Origin of the sequence: Undibacter mobilis, from assembly GCF_003367195.1 — a bacterium.
GTDB classification, from domain to species: Bacteria; Pseudomonadota; Alphaproteobacteria; order Rhizobiales; family Xanthobacteraceae; genus Pseudolabrys; species Pseudolabrys mobilis.
In genome coordinates, this window is sequence record NZ_QRGO01000001.1 from 287728 (window position 1) to 313223 (window position 25496).

27 protein-coding genes are annotated in these 25496 nt (G+C 63.6%); 9 read left to right on the forward strand and 18 right to left on the reverse strand.

Features of this window, described 5'->3' with window-relative positions; translation table 11 throughout:
* Window positions 1–3 precede the first annotated feature (3 nt).
* The 4 genes from DXH78_RS01360 to ispH all read right to left on the reverse strand — a co-directional run bounded on the left by DXH78_RS01360 (window position 4) and on the right by ispH (window position 2902).
* Window positions 4–276, reverse strand: a complete 273-nt coding sequence (locus DXH78_RS01360; protein ID WP_115515378.1) for a hypothetical protein — start codon at window positions 274–276, stop codon at window positions 4–6.
* 129 nt (window positions 277–405) lie between these two features.
* Window positions 406–876: a ribonuclease HI gene (rnhA, locus tag DXH78_RS01365; protein ID WP_115515379.1), complete on the reverse strand. Its 471-nt coding sequence runs from the start codon at window positions 874–876 to the stop codon at window positions 406–408.
* A 52-nt stretch (window positions 877–928) separates the two neighbouring features.
* Window positions 929–1894, reverse strand: coding sequence for a homoserine kinase (locus tag DXH78_RS01370; protein WP_115515380.1), 966 nt, complete (start codon window positions 1892–1894; stop codon window positions 929–931).
* Window positions 1895–1900: 6 nt separating this feature from the next.
* The gene (gene ispH / locus DXH78_RS01375; RefSeq protein ID WP_245416697.1) at window positions 1901–2902 is read right to left on the reverse strand and encodes a 4-hydroxy-3-methylbut-2-enyl diphosphate reductase; all 1002 of its coding nucleotides are present in this window, start codon (window positions 2900–2902) and stop codon (window positions 1901–1903) included.
* Between the two features lie 197 nt (window positions 2903–3099).
* Between ispH and DXH78_RS01380 the strand changes: the two genes are divergently transcribed.
* Window positions 3100–3816: a DUF1013 domain-containing protein gene (locus DXH78_RS01380; RefSeq protein ID WP_115515381.1), complete on the forward strand. Its 717-nt coding sequence runs from the start codon at window positions 3100–3102 to the stop codon at window positions 3814–3816.
* Between the two features lie 76 nt (window positions 3817–3892).
* On the opposite strand, the gene DXH78_RS01385 is transcribed toward DXH78_RS01380, so the two are convergent.
* Both DXH78_RS01385 and DXH78_RS01390 read right to left on the reverse strand, forming a co-directional pair.
* A complete protein-coding gene (locus DXH78_RS01385) occupies window positions 3893–4111 on the reverse strand; it encodes an alkylphosphonate utilization protein (RefSeq protein ID WP_115515382.1) in 219 nt (72 codons plus the stop codon).
* Window positions 4112–4268: 157 nt separating this feature from the next.
* On the reverse strand, window positions 4269–6185 hold the full coding sequence (locus DXH78_RS01390; protein ID WP_115515383.1) for a propionyl-CoA synthetase: 1917 nt from the start codon (window positions 6183–6185) through the stop codon (window positions 4269–4271).
* 213 nt (window positions 6186–6398) lie between these two features.
* On the opposite strand from DXH78_RS01390, the gene DXH78_RS01395 reads away from it, so the two are divergent.
* Both DXH78_RS01395 and DXH78_RS01400 read left to right on the forward strand, forming a co-directional pair.
* On the forward strand, window positions 6399–7166 hold the full coding sequence (locus DXH78_RS01395; RefSeq protein WP_210209488.1) for a sulfite exporter TauE/SafE family protein: 768 nt from the start codon (window positions 6399–6401) through the stop codon (window positions 7164–7166).
* A 59-nt stretch (window positions 7167–7225) separates the two neighbouring features.
* Entirely contained in the window at window positions 7226–8854 is a 1629-nt protein-coding gene (locus DXH78_RS01400; RefSeq protein WP_115515385.1) for an acyl-CoA synthetase, read from the forward strand.
* Window positions 8855–8884: 30 nt separating this feature from the next.
* On the opposite strand, the gene DXH78_RS01405 is transcribed toward DXH78_RS01400, so the two are convergent.
* Together DXH78_RS01405 and DXH78_RS01410 are read right to left on the reverse strand one after the other, a co-directional pair.
* A complete protein-coding gene (locus DXH78_RS01405; RefSeq protein WP_115515386.1) occupies window positions 8885–9157 on the reverse strand; it encodes a hypothetical protein in 273 nt (90 codons plus the stop codon).
* Between the two features lie 111 nt (window positions 9158–9268).
* Window positions 9269–12175, reverse strand: a complete 2907-nt coding sequence (locus tag DXH78_RS01410; RefSeq protein WP_210209489.1) for an outer membrane protein — start codon at window positions 12173–12175, stop codon at window positions 9269–9271.
* A gap of 184 nt (window positions 12176–12359) precedes the next feature.
* Here DXH78_RS01410 and DXH78_RS01415 point away from each other — a divergent pair, with 184 nt between their 5' ends.
* Window positions 12360–13106: a crotonase/enoyl-CoA hydratase family protein gene (locus DXH78_RS01415; RefSeq protein WP_115517665.1), complete on the forward strand. Its 747-nt coding sequence runs from the start codon at window positions 12360–12362 to the stop codon at window positions 13104–13106.
* Between the two features lie 27 nt (window positions 13107–13133).
* Here DXH78_RS01415 and DXH78_RS01420 read toward each other — a convergent pair whose 3' ends face one another.
* A complete protein-coding gene (locus DXH78_RS01420; RefSeq protein ID WP_115515388.1) occupies window positions 13134–13433 on the reverse strand; it encodes a hypothetical protein in 300 nt (99 codons plus the stop codon).
* Between the two features lie 222 nt (window positions 13434–13655).
* Window positions 13656–13841, reverse strand: coding sequence for a YdcH family protein (locus tag DXH78_RS01425; RefSeq protein WP_115515389.1), 186 nt, complete (start codon window positions 13839–13841; stop codon window positions 13656–13658).
* 320 nt (window positions 13842–14161) lie between these two features.
* Here DXH78_RS01425 and DXH78_RS01430 point away from each other — a divergent pair, with 320 nt between their 5' ends.
* Window positions 14162–14368: a YdcH family protein gene (locus tag DXH78_RS01430; protein WP_115515390.1), complete on the forward strand. Its 207-nt coding sequence runs from the start codon at window positions 14162–14164 to the stop codon at window positions 14366–14368.
* A gap of 12 nt (window positions 14369–14380) precedes the next feature.
* On the opposite strand, the gene DXH78_RS01435 is transcribed toward DXH78_RS01430, so the two are convergent.
* The gene (locus DXH78_RS01435; protein ID WP_168192673.1) at window positions 14381–14962 is read right to left on the reverse strand and encodes a GGDEF domain-containing protein; all 582 of its coding nucleotides are present in this window, start codon (window positions 14960–14962) and stop codon (window positions 14381–14383) included.
* A 229-nt stretch (window positions 14963–15191) separates the two neighbouring features.
* On the opposite strand from DXH78_RS01435, the gene purE reads away from it, so the two are divergent.
* The 4 genes from purE to DXH78_RS01455 all read left to right on the forward strand — a co-directional run bounded on the left by purE (window position 15192) and on the right by DXH78_RS01455 (window position 17812).
* Complete coding sequence (gene purE / locus DXH78_RS01440) at window positions 15192–15650, forward strand: 5-(carboxyamino)imidazole ribonucleotide mutase (RefSeq protein ID WP_115515392.1); 459 nt, start codon at window positions 15192–15194, stop codon at window positions 15648–15650.
* 50 nt (window positions 15651–15700) lie between these two features.
* Window positions 15701–16780, forward strand: a complete 1080-nt coding sequence (locus DXH78_RS01445) for a 5-(carboxyamino)imidazole ribonucleotide synthase (RefSeq protein WP_283805603.1) — start codon at window positions 15701–15703, stop codon at window positions 16778–16780.
* 373 nt (window positions 16781–17153) lie between these two features.
* Window positions 17154–17456, forward strand: coding sequence for a 30S ribosomal protein S21 (gene rpsU, locus DXH78_RS01450; protein ID WP_056912332.1), 303 nt, complete (start codon window positions 17154–17156; stop codon window positions 17454–17456).
* Window positions 17457–17584: 128 nt separating this feature from the next.
* Window positions 17585–17812: a hypothetical protein gene (locus tag DXH78_RS01455; protein ID WP_147292553.1), complete on the forward strand. Its 228-nt coding sequence runs from the start codon at window positions 17585–17587 to the stop codon at window positions 17810–17812.
* Here DXH78_RS01455 and DXH78_RS01460 read toward each other — a convergent pair.
* From DXH78_RS01460 to DXH78_RS01490, 7 genes are all read right to left on the reverse strand, one after another.
* Window positions 17796–18674: an NAD-dependent epimerase/dehydratase family protein gene (locus DXH78_RS01460; protein WP_115515395.1), complete on the reverse strand. Its 879-nt coding sequence runs from the start codon at window positions 18672–18674 to the stop codon at window positions 17796–17798. The two genes, DXH78_RS01455 and DXH78_RS01460, sit on opposite strands and share 17 nt — an antisense overlap.
* Before the next feature lie 51 nt (window positions 18675–18725).
* Window positions 18726–20123 (reverse strand): NAD(P)(+) transhydrogenase (Re/Si-specific) subunit beta, encoded by a 1398-nt coding sequence (locus DXH78_RS01465; protein ID WP_115515396.1) that lies wholly within the window; start codon window positions 20121–20123, stop codon window positions 18726–18728.
* 21 nt (window positions 20124–20144) lie between these two features.
* Entirely contained in the window at window positions 20145–20468 is a 324-nt protein-coding gene (locus DXH78_RS01470; protein WP_115515397.1) for a proton-translocating transhydrogenase family protein, read from the reverse strand.
* A 33-nt stretch (window positions 20469–20501) separates the two neighbouring features.
* The gene (locus DXH78_RS01475) at window positions 20502–21635 is read right to left on the reverse strand and encodes a Re/Si-specific NAD(P)(+) transhydrogenase subunit alpha (protein ID WP_115515398.1); all 1134 of its coding nucleotides are present in this window, start codon (window positions 21633–21635) and stop codon (window positions 20502–20504) included.
* 76 nt (window positions 21636–21711) lie between these two features.
* A complete protein-coding gene (locus DXH78_RS01480; protein ID WP_115515399.1) occupies window positions 21712–22005 on the reverse strand; it encodes an aa3-type cytochrome c oxidase subunit IV in 294 nt (97 codons plus the stop codon).
* A gap of 100 nt (window positions 22006–22105) precedes the next feature.
* Window positions 22106–23467: an ABC1 kinase family protein gene (locus tag DXH78_RS01485; RefSeq protein ID WP_115515400.1), complete on the reverse strand. Its 1362-nt coding sequence runs from the start codon at window positions 23465–23467 to the stop codon at window positions 22106–22108.
* 98 nt (window positions 23468–23565) lie between these two features.
* Window positions 23566–25455 (reverse strand): M3 family oligoendopeptidase, encoded by a 1890-nt coding sequence (locus DXH78_RS01490; protein WP_115515401.1) that lies wholly within the window; start codon window positions 25453–25455, stop codon window positions 23566–23568.
* Between the last annotated feature and the right edge of the window lie 41 nt (window positions 25456–25496).

The following is a 25496-nucleotide window of genomic DNA, read 5'->3' on the forward strand; positions in this document are numbered from 1 at the left end:
GGATCAACGCGCGGCGACAAACGCCCGCGCCGCATCCTGCGTATCGAAGCGCTTCACCACACGCCAGTTTGGCCCGCGCCGGGTCACCTTGGTGCATTCCATCACGACGAAGCGCGAACCGTCCCGATCGATGACGCGCGAGAAGTCATCGCTGCGATAGGGCGCGACGTCATAGGCCCGGCAGTGCGGACAGTGAGCGCTGTCGGTTTCCGCCGCCTCGAGATGCCAGTGCCCCTCGCAGACGGTGCAGACATAGTGATTGCGGAACCAGGTCATGGGAACTCTCGCGTAAAACGAATCAGTTCATAAAATGAGAGCACAGAATTCGCGACGAACTAGGGCCGATGCCCCACCGTTCGTCCCCTGCAATGCAAGGAGGGTGGCGCAAGCAGGCGGGAAAGACCGTTACGTCTTGCTCATTGCGCCTTTGGCGCCAGCGCGGGCAGCGACAATGCCTTCGCGCGCCAGTTCATCGGCGCGTTCGTTCATCGGATGGCCGGCGTGGCCCTTGACCCAGTGCCAATGCACATTGTGCGGCTTGAGCGCGTCGTCGAGACGCTGCCACAGATCGACATTCTTCACTGGCTTCTTGTCCGCCGTGCGCCAGCCGTTTTTCTTCCAGCCGTGAATCCAGCTCATGATGCCGTTGCGCAAATACTGGCTGTCGGTGTGCAGATCGACGGTGCAAGGCCGCTTTAACGCTTCAAGCGCCGAGATCGCCGCCATCAGCTCCATGCGGTTGTTGGTGGTGTGGGCCTCGCCGCCGAATATTTCCTTGCGTGTGTCGCCCAAGGTGAGGATGGCACCCCAGCCGCCTGGCCCCGGATTCCCCGAGCAGGCGCCATCGGTGTAAATCGTGACGCGCTGGTCGCTCATGGCTTTGCTTTGCACATGATCTTGGTCGAAAACCGGTGACCACTTTTCGGGATCATGCGTCCAGCCCGTAATCGGTCGCACTCGTCACCGACTGGTGGAAGCGCAGCTTGCGGAAATATTCGAGCGGATCCTTCGGCTTGACCAGCGCCCCCTCCGGCACCGCGAGCCAGTCCACAAGCCGCGTCAGCAGGAAGCGCATCGCCGCACCGCGCGCCAGTATCGGCAGCGCGGCGCATTCGGCGGCCGAGAGCGGCCGCACCGTCTGATACGCCTTCAAGAGCGCGCGGCCCTTGGTGACATTGAACGCATGATCGGGCTCAAAGCACCAGCAGTTGAGGCAGATCGCCACGTCATAAGCGAGCGTGTCGGTGCAGGCGAAATAGAAATCGATCAGGCCCGACAGCTTATCGCCGAGGAAGAACACATTGTCCGGAAACAGGTCCGCGTGAATGACGCCCTGCGGCAGATCGCGCGGCCAGGATTTCTCAAGCACGTCGAGTTCTTTGGCGACCTCGGCGCACAGGCCCGGCCGCACGTCATCGCCGCGCGCAGCAGCGCGATCGAGCAAAGGCCGCCAGCTTTCCACCGACAGCGCATTGGCGCGCGTCATCGCGAAATCGCTGCCGGCAATGTGCAACTGCGCCAGCGCTTCGCCGACTGCGGCGCAATGGCCAACGCTGGGCTTTCTGATCCACAAGCCATCGAGGAAGGTGACGATCGCTGCCGGTCGCCCCGCCAGCATGCCCAGCGCACTGCCGTCGCTGGTCTTCACCGGTTGCGGACAGTTCAGCCCGCGCGCGGCCAGATGCTCCATCAAGCCGATGAAGAACGGCAGATCTTTTTCCGCCACGCGCTTTTCGTAAAGCGTGAGGATGAAATGACCTTTGCTCGTGTGAACGAGGAAATTCGAGTTCTCGACGCCCTCAGCGATGCCTTTGTAGGAGAGCAATTCGCCAATGTCGTAACGGGAAAGAAAACGCGCGAGATCGTCGGTGGTAACATCGGTATAGACCGCCATGAGCGCCTACTCCGCCGCCTGGTTTTCGCGCAGTGCGCGCGGCAGCGGGAAGAAAACGCCCTCCTCGGCCGCAGACACCGTCTCGACGCTCACGTCATAGCGCGCGGCAAAGGCATCAATGATTTCCTCGACCAGGATTTCCGGCGCTGATGCGCCGGCCGTGATGCCGAGGCGCGCGATGTTGCCGAAAGCGCCCCAGTCGATATCGGCGGCGCGCTGCACCAAAGCGGCATGGGCGCAGCCGGCGCGCTCGGCGACTTCGCGCAAGCGCTGCGAGTTCGACGAGTTCGGCGCGCCGACGACGATCATGGCGTCAACGATGGGCGCGACGCGCTGCACGGCCTCTTGCCGGTTGGTGGTGGCGTAGCAGATGTCTTCCTTGTGCGGGCCGACGATGGCGGGGAAACGCTGCCTCAGCCGCTCGACGATCGCCGCCGTGTCCTGCACCGACAATGTCGTCTGCGTCACATAAGCGAGCGAAGCGGCATCGCGCGGCGCAAAGCGATCGGCGTCATCGAGCGTCTCGATCAGGCTCACGGCGCCGGCCGGCAGTTGCCCCATGGTGCCGATGACCTCGGGGTGACCGGCGTGGCCAATCAGCACGATCTCGCGGCCGCGCTTGTAATGGATTTCGGCCTCGCGATGCACCTTGGTGACCAGCGGACAGGTGGCATCGAGCGCGAACAGGTTGCGGCCCGCCGCCTCGTCCGGCACCGATTTCGGCACCCCATGTGCGGAGAAAATCACCGGCGCCTTGGTGCCCTCAGGTACCTCGGCCAGCTCCTCGACGAAAATGGCGCCCTTGGCGCGCAGGCTTTCGACCACATAGCGGTTGTGGACGATCTCGTGGCGAACATAGACCGGAGGGCCGTAGATTTTCAGGGCCTGCTCGACCGAATCGATGGCCCGGACCACCCCGGCGCAGAAGCCGCGCGGCGAGCACAGGAGCACCTTCAAGGACGGCTTGGCTGAGCTCCCGGATCCCATCTTTTCGTCCTGATCGGCCATCTAGACCTCGAAAAACCCGGAATTTCCCGCCGGTTCGCCCGCCCGACATGGGGTTGGGCGCCCCACCCTGTCAAGCCGGAACGGTTGCGCGCCGTCCCCTGTGCCCTTATATTCCGGCCACTTCCCGATCATCGCCGATGATCTTTTGTTCCGGCCCGTAAGAATTTGCGGGCGGAGCGCTTGAGGAGATTTGCCTTATGGCCAGCGCAGCCCCCCTGATGCCCAAAGCCACCGCCGTGTGGCTGCTGGACAATACCGCGCTGTCGTTCGACCAGATCGCGGACTTCTGCAAGCTGCACCCGCTTGAGGTCAAAGCCATCGCCGACGGCGACTCGGCCCAGGGCATCAAGGGCCTCGACCCGGTCGCCACCGGCCAGCTCACCCGCGAGCAGATTGCCGCGGCCGAGGCCGACCCGTCGGCATCGCTGAAGCTGGTCGATCCCAAGGTGCCATTGACCGGCAGCGCCGGGGGCAAGAAGAGCCCGCGCTACACGCCGGTGTCGCGCCGCCAGGACCGCCCGAACGCCATCCTGTGGCTGGTCCGCAATCATCCCGAACTCAAGGACGCGCAGATCATGCGCCTGGTCGGCACCACCAAGTCGACCATCGCTGCGATCCGCGACCGCACCCACTGGAACGCCACCAACCTCGCGCCGATGGACCCGGTGACGCTCGGCCTCACCTCGCAGATCGAGCTCGACATGGAAGTGGCGCGCGCCAACAAGGAAAAGCCGCTGCCGACCGCTTCCGGCGCAACCTTGCTGCCGGCCGCCGAGACCACGCGCAAGGAAGCCGAAGTCGCGGCCGCTGCAGCCGAAGAGAAGGAAAAGTCCGGCGACGTGGATGTCAGCGCCGTGTTCGCCAAGCTCAAGCAGATCGGCGGCAAGAACGCGCGCGACGAGGACGAGGAATAAGCGCTCTGCGCTGCCTCACGCAACGTCATTCAGGTCAAACGGCCGGAGCCATGCTCCGGCCGTTTTGTTTCAGCCCTCAGGCCTTCTTCAAGAACTCGGTGCGCAGCACCAGGCCCTTTACCTTGTCGGTGCGGCCTTCGATTTCATCCTCGCTGCCGTTGAAGCGGATGTTCTTGATCACCGTGCCGCGCTTGATCACGGTGGACGAGCCCTTGACCTTCAGATCCTTGATGACGGTGACGGTATCGCCCTCACTGAGCGGCGTGCCGTTCGAATCCTTGACGACGATGTCCATCGATGAAGCCTTTCCGGAAAGATGCGTGGCGCGAAATGTTGAGCGCATGTGCGCGAACGGATGGTGCGGTGTCAATTGGCGGCGTGCGCTGCTGCCGTCCTTCGAGACGCAGCACCCTCAGGATGAGGCGGGTCTGGCCTCGGGAGAGAAAAGGCGACTAGCCGCCGCTCCCCACCCCATGCCCCTTCAGCGCATCGCCGATTTCGCCGAGCACCGCCGGGTCGTCGATGGTGGCCGGCATGCTCCATTGATCGCCGTCGGCGATCTTTTTCATGGTGCCGCGCAAAATTTTTCCTGAGCGCGTTTTGGGCAGGCGAGCCACCGTAATCACCAATTTGAACGCCGCGACGGGGCCGATCTTGTCGCGCACGAGTTGGACGATTTCCTTTTCGATGATGGCGGGGTCACGTTCCACACCGGCTTTCAGCACGATGAAGCCGCAGGGTACTTCGCCCTTGAGCTGATCGCGCACGCCGAGCACGGCGCATTCGGCGACATCCTTGTGCGAGGCCAGCACCTCTTCCATGCCGCCGGTCGAGAGGCGGTGGCCAGCCACGTTGATGATATCGTCGGTACGGCCCATGACGAAGACATAGCCGTCGTCGTCCTTGTAACCGGCGTCCGCCGTTTTGTAGTAGCCGGGAAACTCGGCGAGATAAGCGTCCTTGAAGCGCTCGTCGTTCTGCCACAACGTCGGAAACGCGCCGGGCGGCATCGGCAGCTTGATGACAATGGAGCCTATCTTGTTGGCGGGCACGGGCTTGCAGGCTTCATCCACCACATCGATCTGATAGCCCGGCATCGGCACCGTGGCCGAGCCGTGCTTCACCGGCAGCAGGCCAAGACCCATGGGATTGCCGGCAATGCACCAGCCGGTTTCCGTCTGCCACCAGTGATCGATGACCGGAACGCCGAGCACCTCCTCCGCCCATTCGATGGTCGGCGGGTCGGCGCGCTCGCCGGCCAGAAACAGCGCACGGAATTTCTTGAGTTCGTATTGCTTAAGCAGCTTGGCGTCCGGGTCTTCCTTGCGGATGGCGCGGAAGGCGGTGGGCGCGGTGAACAGCGCGACGGCATTGTGATCGGAAATGACGCGCCAGAACGCGCCGGCGTCCGGCGTGCCGACCGGCTTGCCCTCGTACATCACCGACGTCGCGCCATGCAGGAGCGGGCCGTAGACGATGTAGGAATGGCCGACCACCCAACCGATGTCGGAGGCACACCACCACACCTCACCGGGGTCGATATTGTAGAGGTTCTTCATTGACCATTTCAGCGCGACCATGTGGCCGCCATTGTCGCGCACCACGCCCTTCGGAATGCCGGTCGTGCCCGAGGTGTAAAGAATATAAAGCGGGTCGGTCGCCTTCACCGGCACGCAGTCCGAGGTCTTGGCGTAATGGACCGCGTGCTCCCAGGTCTTGCGCCAGTCGTGGTCGCGGCCGTCGGTGAGCCGCGCCTCGCATTGCGGGCGCTGCAGGATCATGCAGTTATCCGGCTTGTGCGCGGCAAGACCGATCGCCTCATCCAGCAACGGCTTGTAGGCGATGACGCGCTGGCCCTCGATGCCGCAACTCGCCGACAGGATCAGCTTGGGCTTGCAGTCGTCGATGCGGGTTGCAAGCTCCTTCGGCGCGAAGCCGCCGAACACCACCGAATGCACGGCGCCAATGCGCGCGCAGGCCAGCATGGCAAAGACCGCCTCCGGCACCATCGGCATGTAAATGATAACGGTGTCGCCCTTGCGGATGCCGAAATCGGTGAGGATGGCGCCGAGAATCTGCACCTCGGACAGCATGCGGCCATAGGTGTAGGTGATCTTCTGCCCGGTGACCGGGGAATCGTAGATCAGCGCCGCCTGCTGGCCACGGCCCGCCTCGACATGGCGGTCGAGTGCGTTGTAGCAGGTGTTGCAGACACCGTCGGGGAACCAGCGGCCATAGACGCCCTGCGCGCCGTCAAACACGGCCTTCGGCGTCTCGATCCAGTCGATCGCCTCGGCGGCCTCGCGCCAGAAACCCTCCGGGTCCGTCCGCCACTGGGCATAGGTCTGGTGATAGCGGCTGGCATCCATGGCATCTCCCCTCATTTGCCCGGCATTGTGTCCCGCCGGCCATGCGCAAACAAGGCTGGCGAACATCCGGTTGATTGCGTAGGGAAACGATGAGTGAGGGCCGTCATTCCGGGACGGCCCGACAGGGCCGGACCCGGAATCCAGATACAACCTCATGCGGGTCTGGATTCCGGGTTCGCGCTAAAGCGCGCCCCGGAATGACCGGGGAGTATTTTGACCATCATCACCGATCCCCTGTTCTACGCGCTCGCGATACCGGCGGTGATCTCGCTCGGCCTGTCGAAAGGCGGCTTCGCCGGCATGGGGCAGATCGCGACGCCGATGCTGGCGCTGATCATGCCGCCGCTGGAAGCGGCCGCCATTCTGCTGCCGATCATGCTCGTCCAGGACGCCAACGCCGTGTGGGTTTACCGCAAGGACTGGAGCGGCCGCATCGTCGCCATCTTCGTGTCCGGCTCGCTGATCGGCATCGGCGTCGCCTGGTGGCTGGCCTCCTATATCTCGGACGCGGCGGTGCGCATTTTCATCGGCGGCTTTACCATCGCCTTCGTTGCCTATTCCATCGTCGGCATGATGCGGGTGCCGCGCGAGCCGGGACAGCCGGGCATTCGCGACGGCGTGTTCTGGGGCGCGCTGTCGGGCTTCACCTCGACGATTTGCCAGGCCGGCAGCCCGCCCTACCAGATGTACGCACTGCGGCTGCGCCTGTCGAAAATGACCTTCGTCGGCACCACGGCGATGACCTTCGCGCTGATCAACGTGATCAAGGTCGTGCCCTATTTCGCACTCGGCAATTTCACCACCAAGAGCCTCGGCACCTCCCTGGTGCTGTTGCCCCTGGCGATGGTGACCAACTGGCTCGGCTTCTGGCTGGTCAAGGTGACGCCCCAGGAGCGGTTCTACCGCATCATGCTGGTCGTCATGCTGGTGCTGTCGCTCGAGCTGACGCGCGAGGGCGTGATGGAGCTGTGGGCGCATTAACGGCATTGCTTGCGCCCGGTCCGGTTCGCTAACCTCTCGAAATAGAGGGGAAACGACCAATGGCGAAAGCGCCTTACGATACCGATCTCGACCGCAATCCGGCCAACCACCAGCCACTGACGCCGCTCGGCTTTCTTGAGCGCGCCGCCAGCGTCTTCCCGGACCGCACCGCCATCGTCCACGGCGCGCTCAGGCGCACTTATGCGGATTTCTATGCCCGCGCGCGCCGCCTTGCCTCGGCGCTGTCCAAACGCGGTATCAAACGTGGCGACACGGTAAGCGTGATGCTTGCCAATACGCCGGCCATGCTGGAGGCCCATTACGGCGTGCCGATGTGCCAGGCCGTGCTCAATACGCTGAACACACGGCTGGACGCCGCCATCATCGCCTTCTCGCTCGATCACGCCGAAACGAAAGTGCTGATCACCGACCGCGAATATTCAAAGATCGTCAAGGAAGCGCTCAGCCTCGCCAAGGTGAAGCCGCTGATCATCGACTATGACGATCCTGAATATTCCGGAAGTGGCGAGCGGTTGGGTGGCATCGATTACGAGGACTTCATCGCCCACGGCGATGCCAACTTCGCCTGGTCGATGCCGGACGACGAATGGGACGCCATTACGCTTAACTACACCTCAGGAACGACCGGTGACCCCAAGGGCGTGGTCTATCATCATCGCGGCGCGCATCTGCTGAGCGTCGGCAATGTCGTCACCTGTTCGATGGGCAAGCATCCGGTCTATTTGTGGACGCTGCCGATGTTCCATTGCAATGGCTGGTGCTTCCCATGGTCGATCTCGGTCGTCGCCGGGACGCATGTGTGCCTGCGCTATGTGCGCGCAGCGGCGATGTATGACGCTATCGCGAACCACAAGGTGACGCATCTGTGCGGCGCGCCGATCGTGATGGCGACCCTGCTCAACGCGCCGGACACCGAGAAGAAGCCGCTGCCGCACGCGGTCGAATTCTTCACCGCGGCGGCGCCACCGCCGGAGGCGGTGCTCGCGGCCATGAAGAACGCCGGTTTCAACGTCACGCATCTTTATGGCCTCACCGAATGCTATGGCCCCTCTGTGGTGAATGACTGGCACAGAGAGTGGGACGCCCTGCCCCCGGCTGAGCAGGCGGCGAAGAAGGCGCGGCAGGGCGTGCGCTATGGCGCGCTGGAAGCGCTCGACGTCTTGGACCCGGAGACCATGCAACCGGTGCCGCGCGACGGCACGACCATGGGCGAAGTGATGATGCGCGGCAACGTCGTCATGAAGGGCTATCTGAAAAACCGCAAATCGACCGACGCGGCTTTCGCCGGCGGCTGGTTTCACACCGGCGATCTCGGCGTCATGCATCCGGACGGCTACATCCAGCTCAAGGACCGCTCCAAGGACATCATCATTTCCGGCGGCGAGAACATCTCGTCGATTGAGGTCGAGGACGCGCTGTACAAGCACCCCGCGGTGATGGCGGTCGCCGTGGTCGCCAAGCAGGACGACAAATGGGGCGAGACGCCCTGCGCCTTCGTGGAACTGAAACCAGGCGCGCAGGCCAGCATCGAAGACCTCACCGCGTGGTGCAAGAAGCACCTCGCCGGCTACAAGGTGCCGCGCCATTTCGTGTTCGCCGAAATTCCGAAGACGAGCACGGGGAAGATCCAAAAGTTCAAACTGCGGGAGATGACGAAGGGACTGTAAGCTCGGCTCTTCGAGACGGCCCGGCCGCCTCTATTGCCCGAAAGGTCGCCCGCCCCTGTCGTTGGTCATCCCATCGAGCATCCTTTGATAGCCGCGCGTGCCGCGAGCCTGCGCTTCGGCCAGGCGCTTGCGGCAATCCTCATAGGCCGGCGAGCCCGGCTGCAGGCCGGATGATCGGCATTTGGCATCATCGGCGGCGACCTGGTCCCGTCCGGCCGCCTCCAGGTTCGCGTTCCGCGCCTCATCGTATTGCGCACAGCCCACGAGAGACGTCAGAATCACAAGCGCCGCCACAAACCGCATCGCACGTCTCCTTGCACTGCACCTTATAGGCCCGCGCGTCTCCTGCCGAACGCCAAGGTACCATCCGTGTCATCGCCAGCGCGAAACGACCGGCCTTTGCGCCGAGCCACCTTACCGAGACATCGGCGAGAAGTGGTAATTCACGCCCAATGTCATCAGATGCAAATGGGACTTAATGTTGTTCGGCGTGACCGCCGCCGCCACCGCCGGCACGTTAAACGCCACCGAACGCGTGCCGAAGTCGACGTACTTGTAGTCGACATTCACCGACCAGCGCGCGTTGAGCGAATGCTCAAGGCCGCCGCCCACAGTCCAACCCCAATCGGTCACGGTGTGGCTGTCGATGGCGCCGCCGCCCGCGATCGAATTGAGCGTGTAATTCACCCGCGCCGTCGCCGCGCCGGCGCGGAGATACATCAGGCTGCGGCCGAAGGCGTAACCGGCGCGGCCGGTGAACAGACCGATCGGCAGCGTCGTGTTCTCGCACTGGAAACCCGCGCTGGTGGACGGCGGCAACAGGCCGAAGCAGGTGTCCGCGCCCTCAATGCGCGCGAACGCTCCCGCCGCTTCCACGCCGGCAACGAACTTGCCGAATTGGGCATTGTAGCCCACCTGAGCGCCGCCGAGCGCGCCGGCCGTCTTCACACGATCGCCGACCGGCGCCTGCGGATAAGGATCGCTCCAGTCGAAGGTGCCGACACCGGCGCCGAGCTGGCCGCCGGCATAGAAGCCGGCCCAGTTCACATGCTGCTCACGTTCTTCCGAGGCGAAGGCGTTGGTCTGCGTACCGCCGATCTTGTACGAGGCCTGCATGAACGCGCCGTAACGGTCTGCTGTAAACTTGACCGGCGCCGCCGTCGTGGCCGGGAACGGCGCCGCGCCATCGAGCGTCGAGTAGTACCAATAGCGGCCGCCGACGCCGACATTCATGCGTGGCGTCACGGCATAGGAGACCAGCGCCTCGATCTGCGCGCCCCAGGCGCGGCCGGTTTCCGGGCCCGCGTTGATATCGGCGCGCGCCCAGTGATTGTCGACGCCGGCGCGATCGACATAAGGCAGATACGCGGCGTCAACTTCGACCTTCCAGCGCGGCGTGATGTTCATGCGCGTATTGAAACCGACGGCCACACCGCGCCAGGTTTCGGTTTCGGTCAGAGCCAGATTCGAGAACGGAATCTGACCGGCGCCCGCACAGATATTGCCTTGCGCGACCTGCGCACAACCGAAGCCGCGCGCCCGCTGATAGAAGTAACGATAGCCGACATAAGGCCCGAGGCTGCCGGCCGCGCCGTCGATCACGTTGTAGCCGAGATCGAGACTGCCGTAGCGCATGCTCGAACTGCCGATATTGTGGACCGTCGCCGAATACGGCGTCGTATCCGGCGGCATGTCTTCGTCGTAAAGCGAACCGCCGACGATGGAGCCAAGGCCGAGATTGCCCTTGATGAAAACGCGGCTTTCGTGATCGAGCCGAACAAAGGCTTCCGCCGAATGCGAAAGCAGTCCGCCATAGATCAGCCGCGAATTGACCTGACCCGGCACGGTGCCGGCGTACAGATCCTGCTGCGACTTGCCGTTGCTGTAGAAGTAACGCAAGCCCGCTTCCATCGCCCAGCCTGAAGAGACCATCGGCATTTTTCCGAACAACGCTGAGTTCGCATGCGTCGCGGTCGGGTCCTCGCCCAGTTTGTAGTTGAGGCCCAGCTTGATGAGATGAATGTCCTGGCCGATGGCCACATTGGACGTGCCTGTCGCTCCCGACAGCGAGACGGTCTTCTCACCCAGATCGACGAAGTTGTATTCGATCTTGCCGGAGAAGGCCGGCGTGAACGCATATTCGATGCCCGAGCCGAGCACGTAACCGCTACGCTTGCTGGAGCCCGACAGTTCGGGGGTGACGCTGGAACGATAGGCGTCGTGCGTTTCCGCGCCCCAGGCAACGCCCGCAAGACCGTAGATCAGGAAGTTGCCATAGGCCTGACCGAGTTTGCCGGTCGCGGTGTACAGGCTGTTCATGCGGCTGTGGCACACATAGCTGTCCACCGCCGCGCTGGTGGCGCACTTGGCGTAACCGTCCAGATTGGTCCAGCTGGCGGCAAGCTCGGCGCCGATCACCCACGATCCGAATTGCCGGTTGTAACCAACCTGCCCGCCCAGGATCGAACCGTCGGCGGTACCGGATCCCGCGAATGTCTGGGTCGAGAACGCGGCGAGCACGCCGTCGGCCGAATTCCAGTCCGTGGTGCCGAAAGCTCCTCCGCCGTGAACGCCGACATAGAGACCTGTCCAGTCATGGGTCGGCTCTCCGGTCGAACTCCACAAGGGACGCTCGAAGGGCGAGCGTTTGCCGAACTGGTAGTTCAGGCCGAGCTTGATCAGATGGATGCGCTGCGTCAGCGCGACGCTGGGGTTATTGCCTTCATTGCCGGAGAACGAAACATCGCCGCTGAAATCGAGGAAGTCGTATTCGACCTTCGCAGCGAGCGAGGAGGTCAGCGCGTATTCAAGCCCCGCGCCCACAACAAACCCCTTGCGCCATGTCTTGCCGACATAGGTTTCGGTCTGGCCGTTGCCCGGCGTCGGCGTCATCTTGAGATGCTCGTGCATCAATGCGCCGCCGGCTTTGCCGTAAGCCAGCAAGCGACCGAATGCATAGCCGCCCCGCAGCGCAAGCGTGCCGATACCGTCGATAGACGTCTGGCAGAGATAAATGGCGTCGGCGCAGCGTGCCGAACCTTCGATGTCGGCGAGCGACGCTTCGGCTTCGACACCCCAAACCCAATTTCCGATCTGGCGGTTATAGCCGGCCTGGAAACCGTTGCTCAGACCGCCGCCGGTGAAGGCCCCGGCGAATTCAGGACCAGCCCCTGTCCCGCTTTTCCACTGACTGTCGGCAGCGCCGTTCGCGATGTGCGTACCGGCATAAAAACCGGTCCAGTCGTGGGTCGTCTGCGCTTTCGCAGCGTTTTGCCCTGCAATACAAATCAGAAAGCCGGCAACAAAAGTGCCGGCAGCCATTCCCAGTTTCAACGTCGACCCCCGTAACGCAACGCGCCGCAAATTTTTCAACGCCGCCGCTCGCCTGTACATTGACGGGCCCGGCGCCCGATGACAATGGCAAGTTGGCAACAGGGCGCACCAAAAGTTCTTTCGCGCCCCGATAGTATAGTCTGCCGGGTTCAGGTGCCTGGGGGAGGACGTCATGGCCGACATCGACATTACCGACGAAGGATCCATCCGCATCATCCGCATGAACCGGCTGGACAAGAAGAATGCGTTGACGCTGCCGATGTATACCGCCATGGCGGAAGCGATCAGCGGCGCGGCGCAAGACGCCAGCATCCGCTGTCTCATGATCGCCGGCGGGCCCGACGTGTTCTGCGCCGGCAACGACATCGGCGATTTCATGAAGGCAGCGCAGGGCGGCGGGCTCGGCCAGCCGATCCTCGATTTCCTCTACGCGCTGGTTCGCTGCGAAAAGCCGGTGGTGTCGGCTGTAAATGGCAACGCCGTCGGCATCGGCACAACCATGCTCTTGCATTGTGATTACGTGGTCGCCGGCAATGGTGCTCGGTTGTCGACGCCGTTCGTCGGCCTTGGCCTGGTGCCGGAAGCGGCGTCGAGCCTGGTAGCACCGCGGCTGATGGGGCACGCGCGGGCCTTCGCGCTGCTGGTCATGGGCCTGCCGTTAAGCGCGCAGGCGGCAATGGACGCCGGCATCGTCAATGCGATGACTGAACCGGGTGAGACCGACGCGGTCGCGCTCGCCGCTGCGGCGCGGATTGCCGCACTGCCGGCCGAGGGTGTGCTGATGTCGCGGCGGCTGATGCGCGGTTCGCCGGACGAGATCGTAAAGCGCATTGATGACGAGGCCGAAGCCTTCAAGACCCGCCTCAAGTCGCCCGAGGCGCAGGCGGCATTCATGGCGTTTTTGACGCGGAAGAAGTAGCGCGGAGAAACGTCGCCGCCTGAGCGGCTACTTGCCCATCAGGTAATTCGGCGAGAAGTACTGGCTCGGGCTGAAATTTTGGTTGGCGCTGCCGGACGGCCCGAAGAAGACGCGCGGGCCATTATTGTCCAGCGTCCGCTTGTCGCCGTCGCGCGACGGCTTCTTGTTCGGGTCGTTGTAATTGAGGTCGACCCAGCCATTGGCCGGACCGTTGTTCGCACCACCATAGTTCTCGATGGTCAGCGCAGAAGCGGGCCGGCCGGCAGCCGCCACAATGGCCGCTGCGACAGCGAACCCAGCAAGAATAGCGGTCTGGCGACGGGTCATGACAGCCTCGCGAATGAATCCGTCCCGACAATACTGCAAATATTGTCGTCGGCAAGGCGGCACCGGGCCGCACGATTAGCCGCCCCGGTAACGCAAAACCGCCGGCGCCTGTTCAGGCCGGGCCGGCGGTTTGCACTGCGTCGAAGGCAACGCGCTTCTGGAATGAAAGAACGCAGCCTCCTCATTCAAAGACGGTCTGAATGATATCAGGTCGTTCGGAAATTAGTGAACGCTGGGTGGCGGGCCGTGCCTCAGCCTTTCGATCTCGTCTTTGACCAGCAGCTTTTTGCGCTTGAGTTCCACCACCTGGAGATCGTCGACAGCGGGGTGGGTCTGGCAGTCGTGTATCTGTTGTTCGAGGGCCTTATGCTTCTTTTCGAGTTCCGCAAGATGCGATTGCATCGACATGTCAGATGTCTCCTCAATCCTTGGTTCTTCGATCAGGGTTTTTAGTGCAGCAAGGCTTTCTGTCTTTGATATGGCACTCCGGTTGAAATTAACTGCAAGCCTACGCCTGACCCGGCGCCGCCTCAAGGGCGACCGGGGGCAGCGGTTAAACATCCATCAACGTCGCAACCCCCTTGATCGGCCGGGCTTTTTCCGCGGCGCTTGTGCACCTCTGTGGAAAACGTGATAATTTATGTCGCACCGGACTGTATAATACCTCTCATGGTTCCCGCATGCGGGTTGTCGGTTCCCTTCCGCGGTTGCTGTGAACGACCAGACATATGAATGACAATGACGAGACCGCGCTGCGTGCCCTGCTCGCCCGGCTGGAACAAGAGCACCGCGATCTTGATGCGGCGATCGCCGCACTGGCGTCCTCGCCCGGCTCCGACCTCATCCAGGTCCAGCGGCTGAAGAAGCGAAAACTGGTACTGCGCGACAAGATCCGACAGATCGAAGACCAACTGACGCCGGATATCATTGCCTGACGGCGGGACGACCTAGGTCCGCTTGGACTTCTTGCGCGCATACATGGCGCGATCGGCTTCGACAATCAGATCCGCCGCCGTCACGCCGGCGCGCAACGCCACGCCGCCGGCGCTGGCGCCGACCGACAGGTTGGCGCCGTTATGATCGATGTGCGCCTGCGCGATGATGGTCTCGAGATCGAGCGCTTTCGCCGCCACCAGGTTCTGATCCGCATTCCACATCAGGATGCAGAACTCGTCGCCGCCAAGCCGCGCTACAACGTCGGATGCTCGGACCTTCGATACAAGGGTGGCGGCCACCGCCTTGAGCAGCGCATCGCCTACGGTATGACCATAGATGTCGTTGATCGGCTTGAAGCCGTCGAGATCGATGAAGATCAGCCCGGCGCGGGTTCCGTAACGCGCGAAGTAAGCTAGCGAGCGCGTCAGCTCGCGCTCGAAGCCGCGACGGTTGAGGACATCGAGCAACGGATCGACATCCGCACGGACCTCCAGCTCGGCGATCCGCTCCTGCGCCAAGGACAGCTCACGCCGGAGGCGCCTGACCTCGGCGAGAAGCTCATGCGGCGGCGCATCGGAATGGTCGTGTTTCATGGTCCGCTGAGGCTTGGGTGCAGGCGCGCTTGTCGCTCGCCGGCTGCCGATGGAAACGGTCAGAATCACTTGCGGCAAGCATAACGTGAGCCGGGCCGAACACCACGGGAGACCCGTACCTTTCGCCTTGCCAGCAAGGGTTCGGTACCTATAATCCGCCGCTTCCTTGCGCCGGGGGTGGCGCTTTTCGGGGAGCAGAAAAGCCGTGGCAAAGCCGGTCGCCGTGATCATGGGCAGTCAGTCCGACTGGGCCACGATGAAACATGCCGCGGATACGCTCGACGCGCTGAAGATCGGCTACGAAGCCCTGATCGTATCGGCGCACCGCACCCCGAAGCGACTCTATGAATTTGCCCATTCCGCCCGCGACAAAGGCTTCAAAGTGGTGATCGCAGGCGCCGGTGGCGCCGCGCATTTACCCGGTATGGCGGCCTCGATGACGCCCCTGCCCGTGCTCGGCGTGCCGATGAACACGCATGCGCTGGAAGGCAAGGACTCGCTGCTGTCGATCTTGCAAATGCCGGGCGGCATTCCGGTCGGCACCTTGGCTATCGGCAAGGCCGGTGCCATCAATGCCGCACTGCTCGCCGCCGCCATTCTGGCTTTGTCGGACAGCAAGATCGCCAAGCGGCTCGACCTGTGGCGCGCCAGGCAAACAAGCTCGGTGAAAAAGAAGCCGAAGGATTGAGATGGTGAGATTGCGTCTCGCCCCGCTCATCCCTCATAAGGCCGACTGACGTGCTGAAACCAGGTTCCACCATCGGCATTCTCGGCGGCGGCCAGCTCGGCCGCATGCTGGCGCTTGCGGCGGCGCGGCTCGGCCTGCATTGCCACATCTATTCGCCGGAGAAGGACTCCGGTGCCTTCGAGGTCGCCCGGGCTTTTACCCGTGCGGATTATGAGGACGAGGCGGCGCTGGCGAAATTTGCGGCCGCTGTCGATGTCATCACCTACGAGTTCGAGAACATCCCCGCCGCAACGGCCGCCTTCCTGTCGAAGCGGAAGCCGGTACACCCGAACCCGAAAGTGCTGGAAACCACACAGGATCGGCTGGTCGAAAAGAACTTCATTTCCGCTCTAAAAATTCCAGTCGCGCCCTATGCGCCGGTTCATTCGGCGGCGCAACTTGCCAATGGCATCGAGAAGCTCGGCCTGCCTGCGGTGCTGAAGACCACGACCATGGGCTATGACGGCAAGGGCCAGATCAAGATCATGCCGGGCGACGATGCCAACGCGGCATGGCGCTCGCTCAAGAACAAGCCCTGCGTGCTCGAGGGTTTCGTCAATTTCCAGCGCGAAGTCTCGGTGATCGCGGCGCGTTCGGCCGACGGCAAGGTCGAATGTTTCGAGGTGACCGAGAACGATCACCAGAACCACATCCTGAAGACCTCGACCGTGCCGGCGAAGGTGACGGACGAGACGGCGAAGGAAGCCGAAAGGATCGCCGCCAAGATCGCCAAGGCGCTCGATTATGTCGGCGTGCTCGGCGTCGAGATGTTCGTCGTGAAGGTCAAAGGCAAGCAGGCGCTGATGGTCAACGAGATCGCGCCGCGCGTACACAATTCCGGACACTGGACGCTGGACGGCGCCACGGTGTCGCAGTTCGAGCAGCACATCCGTGCCGTGGCCGGCTGGCCGTTGGCCAAACCGCTGCGCCTCGGCCGCAAGGTGCAGATGACCAATCTGATCGGCGACGAGGTACACGATCTCGCGCCCTGGCTGACACTGCCGGGTACGTCACTGCACCTCTACGGCAAACCGGACGCCCGCGCGGGGCGCAAGATGGGCCACGTCACGCGCGTGTGGCCGGCGAAATAGCGAACCCTCTGTCCGATCCTGGTGGAGCCGGCGTCTCCCTAAGGTAGTCCTATAACGGAATACAATCAAAAGGATATAGGCGCCGACTCGCCCGCGGACCTGTTCCGGGGGCCTAGGCGCCGGCCCGCGGGGCCCGCCTGAAGGGCGCCTTTTAGGGGCTCAGGACCCTCTGGAGACCTGGAAAAGTCCGCCCCATATGAGGAAAGCAGCCCGCGGAGCGCAAAACCGCCAAATTGGCGCGATTTGTTGGACTCAAGGCGACAGGCCTGCTATAGGCACCCGACTCGAAAGCCCTGCGATTACGCGGTTTTCGACCCGAAATTCGAACCATCTGCCGATATCTGCCAGATTTGGCATCAGCTAAGGAGCAAGCGTGCAAGTTCTCGTTCGCGATAACAACGTCGATCAGGCCCTCAAGGCGCTCAAGAAGAAGATGCAGCGTGAGGGTATCTTCCGCGAGATGAAGCTTCGCGGCCACTACGAAAAGCCCTCCGAGAAAAAGGCTCGTGAAAAGGCGGAAGCGGTGCGCCGCGCCCGCAAGCTCGCGCGCAAGAAGATGCAGCGCGAAGGTCTGCTGCCGATGAAGCCGAAGCCAGTGATGGGCGCCGCGGGCGGCCGTGGCGGCGAAGGTCGCGGCGCTGGTGCCGGCGGCCGTGGCGGCGCGCCGCGCTTCTAAGCGACGGTATTCCCGCGCCGCTGACTTTCAGCGAATCACAAGCTAATCTGTCCGACATGTATTTGACGCGGGCGTTCGAAAGAACGCCCGCGTTTTATTTTGGCAATGTCGGCACGCAGGAGAAAAAGATGGCCAGCAAGCCCTGGACGCTCGGGTCCATTCGCAGCATGAACCTGCAACTGGAAGCCGCGTGCATCGAGCCGGGCTGCGGCTGGACGGCGTCCTACGACGTCGACAAGATGATCGCCGAATTCGGCGCCGACTGCGAATTGCCGACCAGCCAGGGCGGCCTCGCCTGCGAACATTGCGGCGCACCGGTCGATTTCGGTCTCGTCGCGCTCAAGAAGACCGCCTGATCGCGTCGAGACCTTCGCGATAGGTCGGATAGCGCAGCGTCACGCCAAGCACGCTCTTCAGCCGCTCGTTCCGCACACGGCGGCAATCGGCGTAGAAGCTCGCCGCCATGGGCGACATGGATGGCTTTGCCGTTTCGAACGGGATCGCGGGCGGCGGCGCGACGCCGAGGAGCGTCGCGGCGTAGACAACGGGATCGCCCGGCGGCGTCGGCTCGTCATCGCAGACATTGAAAATGCCGCCGACGCGACGATCTAAAGCCGCCTTGATCGCCTGCGCGATGTCATCGACGTGGATGCGGTTGAAGACCTGCCCCGGCTTGTCGATGATACGGGCCGTGCCAGCCCGCACATTATCGAGCGCGCTGCGGCCGGGGCCATAAATGCCGGCCAGCCGCAGGATGGTGACGACTGCGCCCGTCCGCTGGCCGAACGCGAGCCACGCCTGTTCGGCTTCGTAACGCCGCCGCGTACGGCCATCCCTGGCCCGGCATTCGCTCGTCTCGTCGACCCAGGCGCCGTCGTAATTGCCATAGACACCGAGCGTTGAGAGATAAACGACATCGCGCAGCTGGCCCGACGCAGCGAGCGCCTCGCCGCAACAGGTGAGCAAGGAGTCACCCGCCTCGCCCGGCGGCGCGGAAACGAGCAGCGCATCGGCCCGCGCGACGGCTTCCGCGAGCGCCGACGAGACCAGGCTGCCGTCGAACGGCACAACGTTGAGAGGGCCCGGCGTCGCCGCATCCAGCATCGCGGCGCGATCCGCATCGCGCACGGTCGCGGTGACGCGCGTCCAGCGCGCGGCATCGAGGGCGAGATAATGCTCAGCGGAAAAGCCCAGGCCGAGGACGAGTAGATTGGACATAGACTGCAGGCTCGCCAGCGCGCAATTCGGGCGCGCCCTCTCCCGCGCCAATTACAGCGACTTGACGATGCTCTCGGTCATCTTCTTCGCGTCGCCGAGCAGCATCATCGTGTTGTCGCGGTAGAACAGCGGATTGTCGATGCCGGCATAACCCGAGGCGAGCGAGCGCTTGATGAACATCACCGTGCCGGCCTTCCAGACCTGCAGCACCGGCATGCCGTAGATCGGCGAGGTCTTGTCTTCTTCGGCGGCCGGGTTGGTCACGTCGTTCGCGCCGATGACGAAAGCGATGTCGGCCTGCGCGAATTCCGAGTTGATGTCCTCGAGCTCGAACACTTCGTCATAAGGCACGTTGGCTTCGGCCAGCAGCACGTTCATGTGGCCGGGCATACGGCCGGCCACCGGGTGAATGGCGTATTTCACCTCGACGCCTTCGGCCTTGAGCTTGTCGGCCATTTCCTTGAGCGCGTGCTGCGCCTGCGCCACCGCCATGCCGTAGCCCGGCACGATGATGACCTTCTGCGCGTTCTTCATGATGTAGGCAGCATCGTCCGCCGAACCGAGCTTGACCGGACGCTGCTCAGCCGCGCCGCCGCCCGAAGCCGCGGTCTCGCCGCCGAAGCCGCCGAGGATGACCGAGATGAACGAACGGTTCATCGCGTGGCACATGATGTAGGACAGGATCGCGCCCGATGAACCGACCAGCGCGCCGGTGATGATCAGCGCCGAATTGCCCAGCGTGAAGCCGATGCCGGCTGCCGCCCAACCCGAATAGGAGTTGAGCATCGAGATCACGACCGGCATGTCGGCGCCGCCGATCGGGATGATCATGAGGACGCCGAGCACCAGCGCGATGATGGTGATGAGCCAGAAATCGATCTGGCTCTGCGAATGCACCAGTCCGTAGATGAAGAACACCAGCGCCAGCGCCAGCACGATGTTGATGATGTGGCGGGCCGGCAGCATGATCGGCGCACCGCTCATGCGGCCCGACAGCTTGAGGAAGGCGATCACCGAGCCGGTGAAGGTCAAGGCGCCGATGGCGACACCGAGCGCCATTTCGACGAGGCTCGCCTTGTGGATGGCGCCGCGGGTGCCGATGTCGAAGGCGGCGGGCGCGTAGTAGGCGCCGGCGGCGACCAGCACCGCGGCCATGCCGACCAGCGAGTGGAAGGCCGCGACCAGTTCCGGCATCGAGGTCATCGGCACCTTGCGGGCGATCACCGCGCCGATGGCGCCGCCAATCGCGATGCCGCCGATCACCAGCACCCAGGACGTGGCGCTTGCCGGCGGGTGAGCCGCCAGGGTCGTCAGTACGGCGATGGTCATGCCGACCATGCCGAACAGGTTGCCGCGGCGCGAGCTATCGGGGCTCGACAGGCCACGGAGCGCCAGAATGAACAGGACACCGGCGACGAGGTAGAGCAAGGCGGCTAGGTTGGCGCTCATGGCGTCATTACTCTCCCGTCATCACTTCTTTTTCTTCTGGTACATCGCGAGCATGCGCGAGGTCACCAGGAAGCCGCCGAAAATATTGATCGACGCGAAGATCAGCGCGACGAAGCCGAAAGCGCGGGCCCAGAGCGGCCCATTGTCGTCGACCACCAGCGGCACGCCGACGGCGAGCAGCGCGCCAACAACGATGACCGAGGAAATGGCGTTGGTGACCGACATCAGCGGCGTGTGCAGCGCCGGCGTCACCGACCAGACCACGTAATAGCCGACGAACACGGCGAGAACGAAGATCGAAAGGCGGAAGACGAAGGGATCGACCGCGGTGGCAAGTTCGTGCATCACGCGCTCCTTGGGTGCGGACCCGCCGCTCGTTTAAGCCGCCGTCTTTGGCATGAAATTCGGATGCACGACCGCGCCATCGCGCGTCAGCATGGTCGCCTTGATCAGCTCGTCGTCCCAGTTGATGGCGAGCTTCTTCTCTTTCTTGTCGATCATGGTGTCGATGAAGGTGAGAAGGTTCTTGGCGTAAAGCGCCGAGGCCGAGGCCGCAAGACGGCCGGGCACGTTGAGATGGCCGACGATCTTGGCCGGACCGACCTGAACCACCTGTCCCGGAACCGCGCCTTCGACATTGCCGCCGCGCTCGACGGCGAGATCGATGATCACCGATCCGGGCTTCATCGAGGCTACCATCGCAGCCGTAATCAGCTTCGGCGCCGGACGACCCGGAATGAGCGCGGTGGTGATGACGATGTCCTGCTTCTTGATGTGCTCGGCGACCAGTGCAGCCTGCTTGGCCTGATACTCTTTCGACATTTCCTTGGCGTAGCCGCCAGCCGTCTGCGCGTTCTTGAATTCCTCATCCTCGACGGCGAGGAATTTGGCGCCGAGGCTTTCCACCTGCTCCTTGGTGGCGGGGCGCACGTCGGTCGCGGTGACGACGGCGCCGAGACGGCGCGCAGTTGCGATCGCCTGCAGGCCGGCGACACCGACACCCATGATGAAAACCCGGGCCGCCGGCACGGTGCCGGCCGCGGTCATCATCATCGGCATGGCGCGGCCATAGGTCTCCGCGCCGTCGATCACGGCGCGGTAGCCGGCCAGGTTGGCCTGGGAGGACAGCACGTCCATCGACTGCGCGCGGGTGATGCGCGGCATCAATTCCATGGCGAAGGTGGTCAGCCCGGCATCGGCCATCGCCTTGAGCGCGGCCTCGTTGCCGTACGGGTCCATGATCGCGATGACGATGGCGCCCTTTTTGTAGGACGCGATCTCGCCGGTCGAGGGCCGGCGAACTTTCAGGATCAGGTCGGCGTCCCCGCCGACCGCCTCGGCGATCGTCGCGCCGGCGGCCTCATACTCGGCATCGGGATAGCCGGAGGCGTTGCCGGCGCCCCGCGCCACCACCACCTCGGCGCCGAGCGCCTTGAATTTCTTGACGGTCTCGGGGCTGGCCGCGACACGCGGCTCATTGGCCTCGGTTTCCCGTGCAACCGCAATACGCATTCCGACAGCCTCCGCTCGCCCAGCCGAAGGCCCGGGCCGCTAACGGCCCCAGCCTACCCGGGCAGATTATGCGCCACTACGACAGGGCGGTGAAGCCGAAGATCAGGAAGCTGAGGATAAATGCCACGTAGCTCGGCGTCTTCGAGCCGGAGCCAAGCGCCACCACCAGACCGAGAATCGCGATCAGGAAGACGGGGATCGCGGTCAACCAGTGGCCGAGCACGCCGCCAACGGTCAACGCCAGCAAGAGGTTGATGACGTGGATGGTGCCGTCAAACGAGTACTTGATGAAGCTTTCGTAGGTCTGCTCGTGCGCCGGATAGTCGTTGCCGGTCGCGGTGGCGTATTCGACGGGCCCGTGGTCGGCCATGGCGGAAAGTCTCCGGTTCGCTTGGTTCCTCAGCGCACAGGGGTTAGCGCAATCGCGGCGGCAGGGCAACGTCTGGGAGGCTACGGGCGGGCCTCCCCCGTCAGGGCACAGTGAGCCCCGCCTCGGCCAGCGCGGCGTCCTGCCGCGCCGTCACCTCCTCGACCGAGAAGCGCTCGATGGCCTCATTGAACAGCCGATAGAAATTCAATTCCGCCGCCAGATGCAGGAAGACGGCCCCGAGGCCGATGGCAGCGCGGTCCATGAAGACGAATTCGCGCGGCACCTGTACCGGGCCGAGTTTCTTCAACGCCTGGTGGACCTGGAAAGCCTGTTTGCGACCGTAATCGGCAGGCTTCACCCCGTCGGCAATGGTGCGGACACGGTCGTCGAGCAGCGGGCCGTAGATGAAGCGCGCCCAGATATTGAGGGTGTCGATCAATTCCCGGGTCAGGCGGCGGAAGCCCCAGATCTCGTAGGCATGCACCACCCTCGCCTCGTCGCCCTCGAGCAGACCGCGATAAAGATCGACCACACCGGCGACGAAGCTGGGCGGGAAAATCCGGATGCACCCGTAGTCCAGGAGATTGATGCCGGCCGGCGCACCGCCTTCGGTGAAGACCGAATAGTTGCCGAGATGCGGATCGCCGTGGATGACGCCGAAGCGGCTGAACGGAAACCACCAGGCGGTGAACATCGCGGTGGCGAGACGGTTGCGGACCTCGAGACTGTCGTCCTTGTGCGACAGCATTTTACTGCCGTCCATCCAGTCCATCGTCAGCAGCCGTCCGCTCGACAAATCCGGCCACACATTCGGCACGCGGATCAGCGGCTCGTCCTTGAGCATGTGGCGATAGAGCGACGCGTGTCTGGCCTCGCGCACGTAATCCAGTTCCTCGCGCAGCCGGGCGCCGATCTCGACCGCGATCTGGTCGGTGTCGATGGCCGGTTCGAAGCGCTTGCGCAGCGAGAACAGAAGATTGAGCTGATGCAGATCGGCTTCGACCGCCGACTGCATATCCGGATACTGGAGTTTGCAGGCGAGATGCGTGCCGTCGAGCGCCTCGGCGCGATGCACCTGGCCAAGCGAGGCGGCGGCCGCCGGCTGATGCTCGAAGGATTTGAACTTTGCCTGCCAGTCGGCGCCCAGCTCCGCAGCCATGCGGCGCTTGACGAAAGCCCAGCCCATCGGCGGCGCCTGGCTTTGCAGCTTCATCAGTTCGCTGGCGTATTCCGGCGGCACCGCGTCGGGAATGGTGGCGAGCAGTTGCGCCACCTTCATCAGCGGACCTTTCAGGCCGCCCAGCGCGGCGGCCAGCGCCTCGGCATTGCCGGCGCGGTCACCTTGCGCGCCGAGATAACGCTGGCTCGCCATGCGCGCGGCGACACCGCCGACTTTGGTGCCGACCCTGGCATAGCGGGCGGCGCGGGCGGCGAAGCGGTTTTTCTCAGGGTCGGTGGACATACATATGAGGTAGTGACGAAAGCAGCCCTTCGCAAACTAAGGACCATCACCCTGAGGCGCTCGGCCGCAGGCCGAGCCTCGACGGGCCGGGAAATAGCCTACCCCAGCCCCTCCAGTTCCTCGATCAGCTTCGCGATCACCGATAGCCCGCCGTCCCAGAACTTCGGGTCACGGGCGTCGAGGCCAAACGGCGCGAGCAACTCGGAGTGATGCTTGGTGCCACCGGCCGAGAGCATGGCGAGGTAGCGCTCGGCAAAGCCGCCCTCCGACTTTTCGTAGACCGCATAAAGCGAGTTCACCAGGCAGTCGCCGAAGGCATAGGCATAGACGTAGAACGGCGAATGGATGAAGTGCGGAATGTAGACCCAGAAGGTCTCGTAGCCGGGCCTCAAATCGATCGCCGGCCCGAGGCTTTCGGACTGTACCGACATCCACAGTTCGCAGAGCTTGTCGACGGTGAGTTCGCCGTTGCGGCGCTCGAGATGGACCTTGCGCTCGAAGGTGTAGAACGCGATCTGCCGCACCACCGTGTTGATCATGTCCTCCACCTTGGCGGCGAGCATGGCCTTGCGCTGCTTCTTGTCGGTGGTGTTGGCGAGCAGCCTCTTGAACGTGAGCATTTCGCCGAACACGCTGGCTGTTTCAGCGAGCGTCAGCGGCGTCGGCGCCATCAGCGCGCCGTTGGGCGCGGCGAGCACCTGATGCACGCCGTGGCCCAGCTCATGCGCCAGCGTCATCACGTCGCGCGGCTTGCCCTGGTAATTGATCAAGACATAAGGATGCGCCGACGGCACGGTCGGATGTGAGAACGCGCCCGGTTGCTTGCCCGGCCGCACACCGGCATCGATCCAGTTCTTCTGGAAGAAACGATCGGCCACTTCCGCCATCGTCGGCGAAAAGGCACCGTAGGCCGTGAGCACCGTATTGCGCGCGTCGGACCACGGAATGCTGCGCTGCTCGACCTTGGGCAGCGGCGCGTTGCGGTCCCAGTGCGCCAGCTTTTTCTTGCCGAACCAGCTGGCTTTCAGCGCGTAGTAGCGGTGCGACAATTTCGGGTAGGCGGCCCGCACGGCCGACACCAGCGCCTCGACCACCTCCGGCTCGACCCGGTTCGACAGATGCCGCGCGTCGGCAACGTCCTTGAAGCCGCGCCAGCGATCGGAGATCTCCTTGTCCTTGGCCAGCGTGTTGGTGATCAGCGTGAACGGCCGCAGGTTGGCCTTGAACGTTTTGGCCAAAGCCTCGGCGGCGTCCTTGCGCTTGGCGCCGTCGGTGTCCTGCATGAAGTTGAGCGTCGGCTCGATCGGCAATTCCTTGCCGCGCACCTTGAAGCGCAAGGCCGCAATGGTGTCGTCGAACAATCTGTTCCACGCCGAATAGGCGGTCAGCGACTTTTCGTGGAACAGCTGCTCGATGCGGTCCTCGAGCTGATACGGCTTTTCCTTGCGCACATCCTCGATCCACGGCCGATAATGGCCGAGCGCCCCGGACGACATCGCGGCGTCGATCAGCTTGTCGTCAATGCGGTTGAGCTCGAGATCAAAGAACAGCAGATGCGAATAGGCGGTGGTGATGCGCTCGTTCATGTCGCCGTAGAATTTGGCGATGGTCTGATCGGTCGAGTTGCCGGCATGCAGGAGGCCGGCATAGGAGCCGATGCGGCCCAGCACGTCGGCGATTTTCTCGTAGCGCTTCACCGCCTCGCACAGGGCCTCGCTGGCGCCGGGCTGCGCCGCGAGGACGCCGAGCTTGCCCTTGTAGAGCTCCTCGAAGGCCACGCATTCGCCGTCCATCCAGGACAGGTCCTGCTTGAGCGCCGTGCTCTCGATGCCGGGATAAAGATCGTCCAGATTCCAGTCCGGCAGCGCGCCCACCCGGGCGGCACCCGCCGCTGCCGCCTTCGGCCGCGCCTTGGCGGCCTTGCGGGCGGGCTTGGTCTTCGCGGCGTTGCGGGCAGCGGGCTTCTTGCGGGTCGCGGATTTGGCCATGTGTCGGTTACGTTTCGTTAGGGAAAAAGATCGGGGTGGAA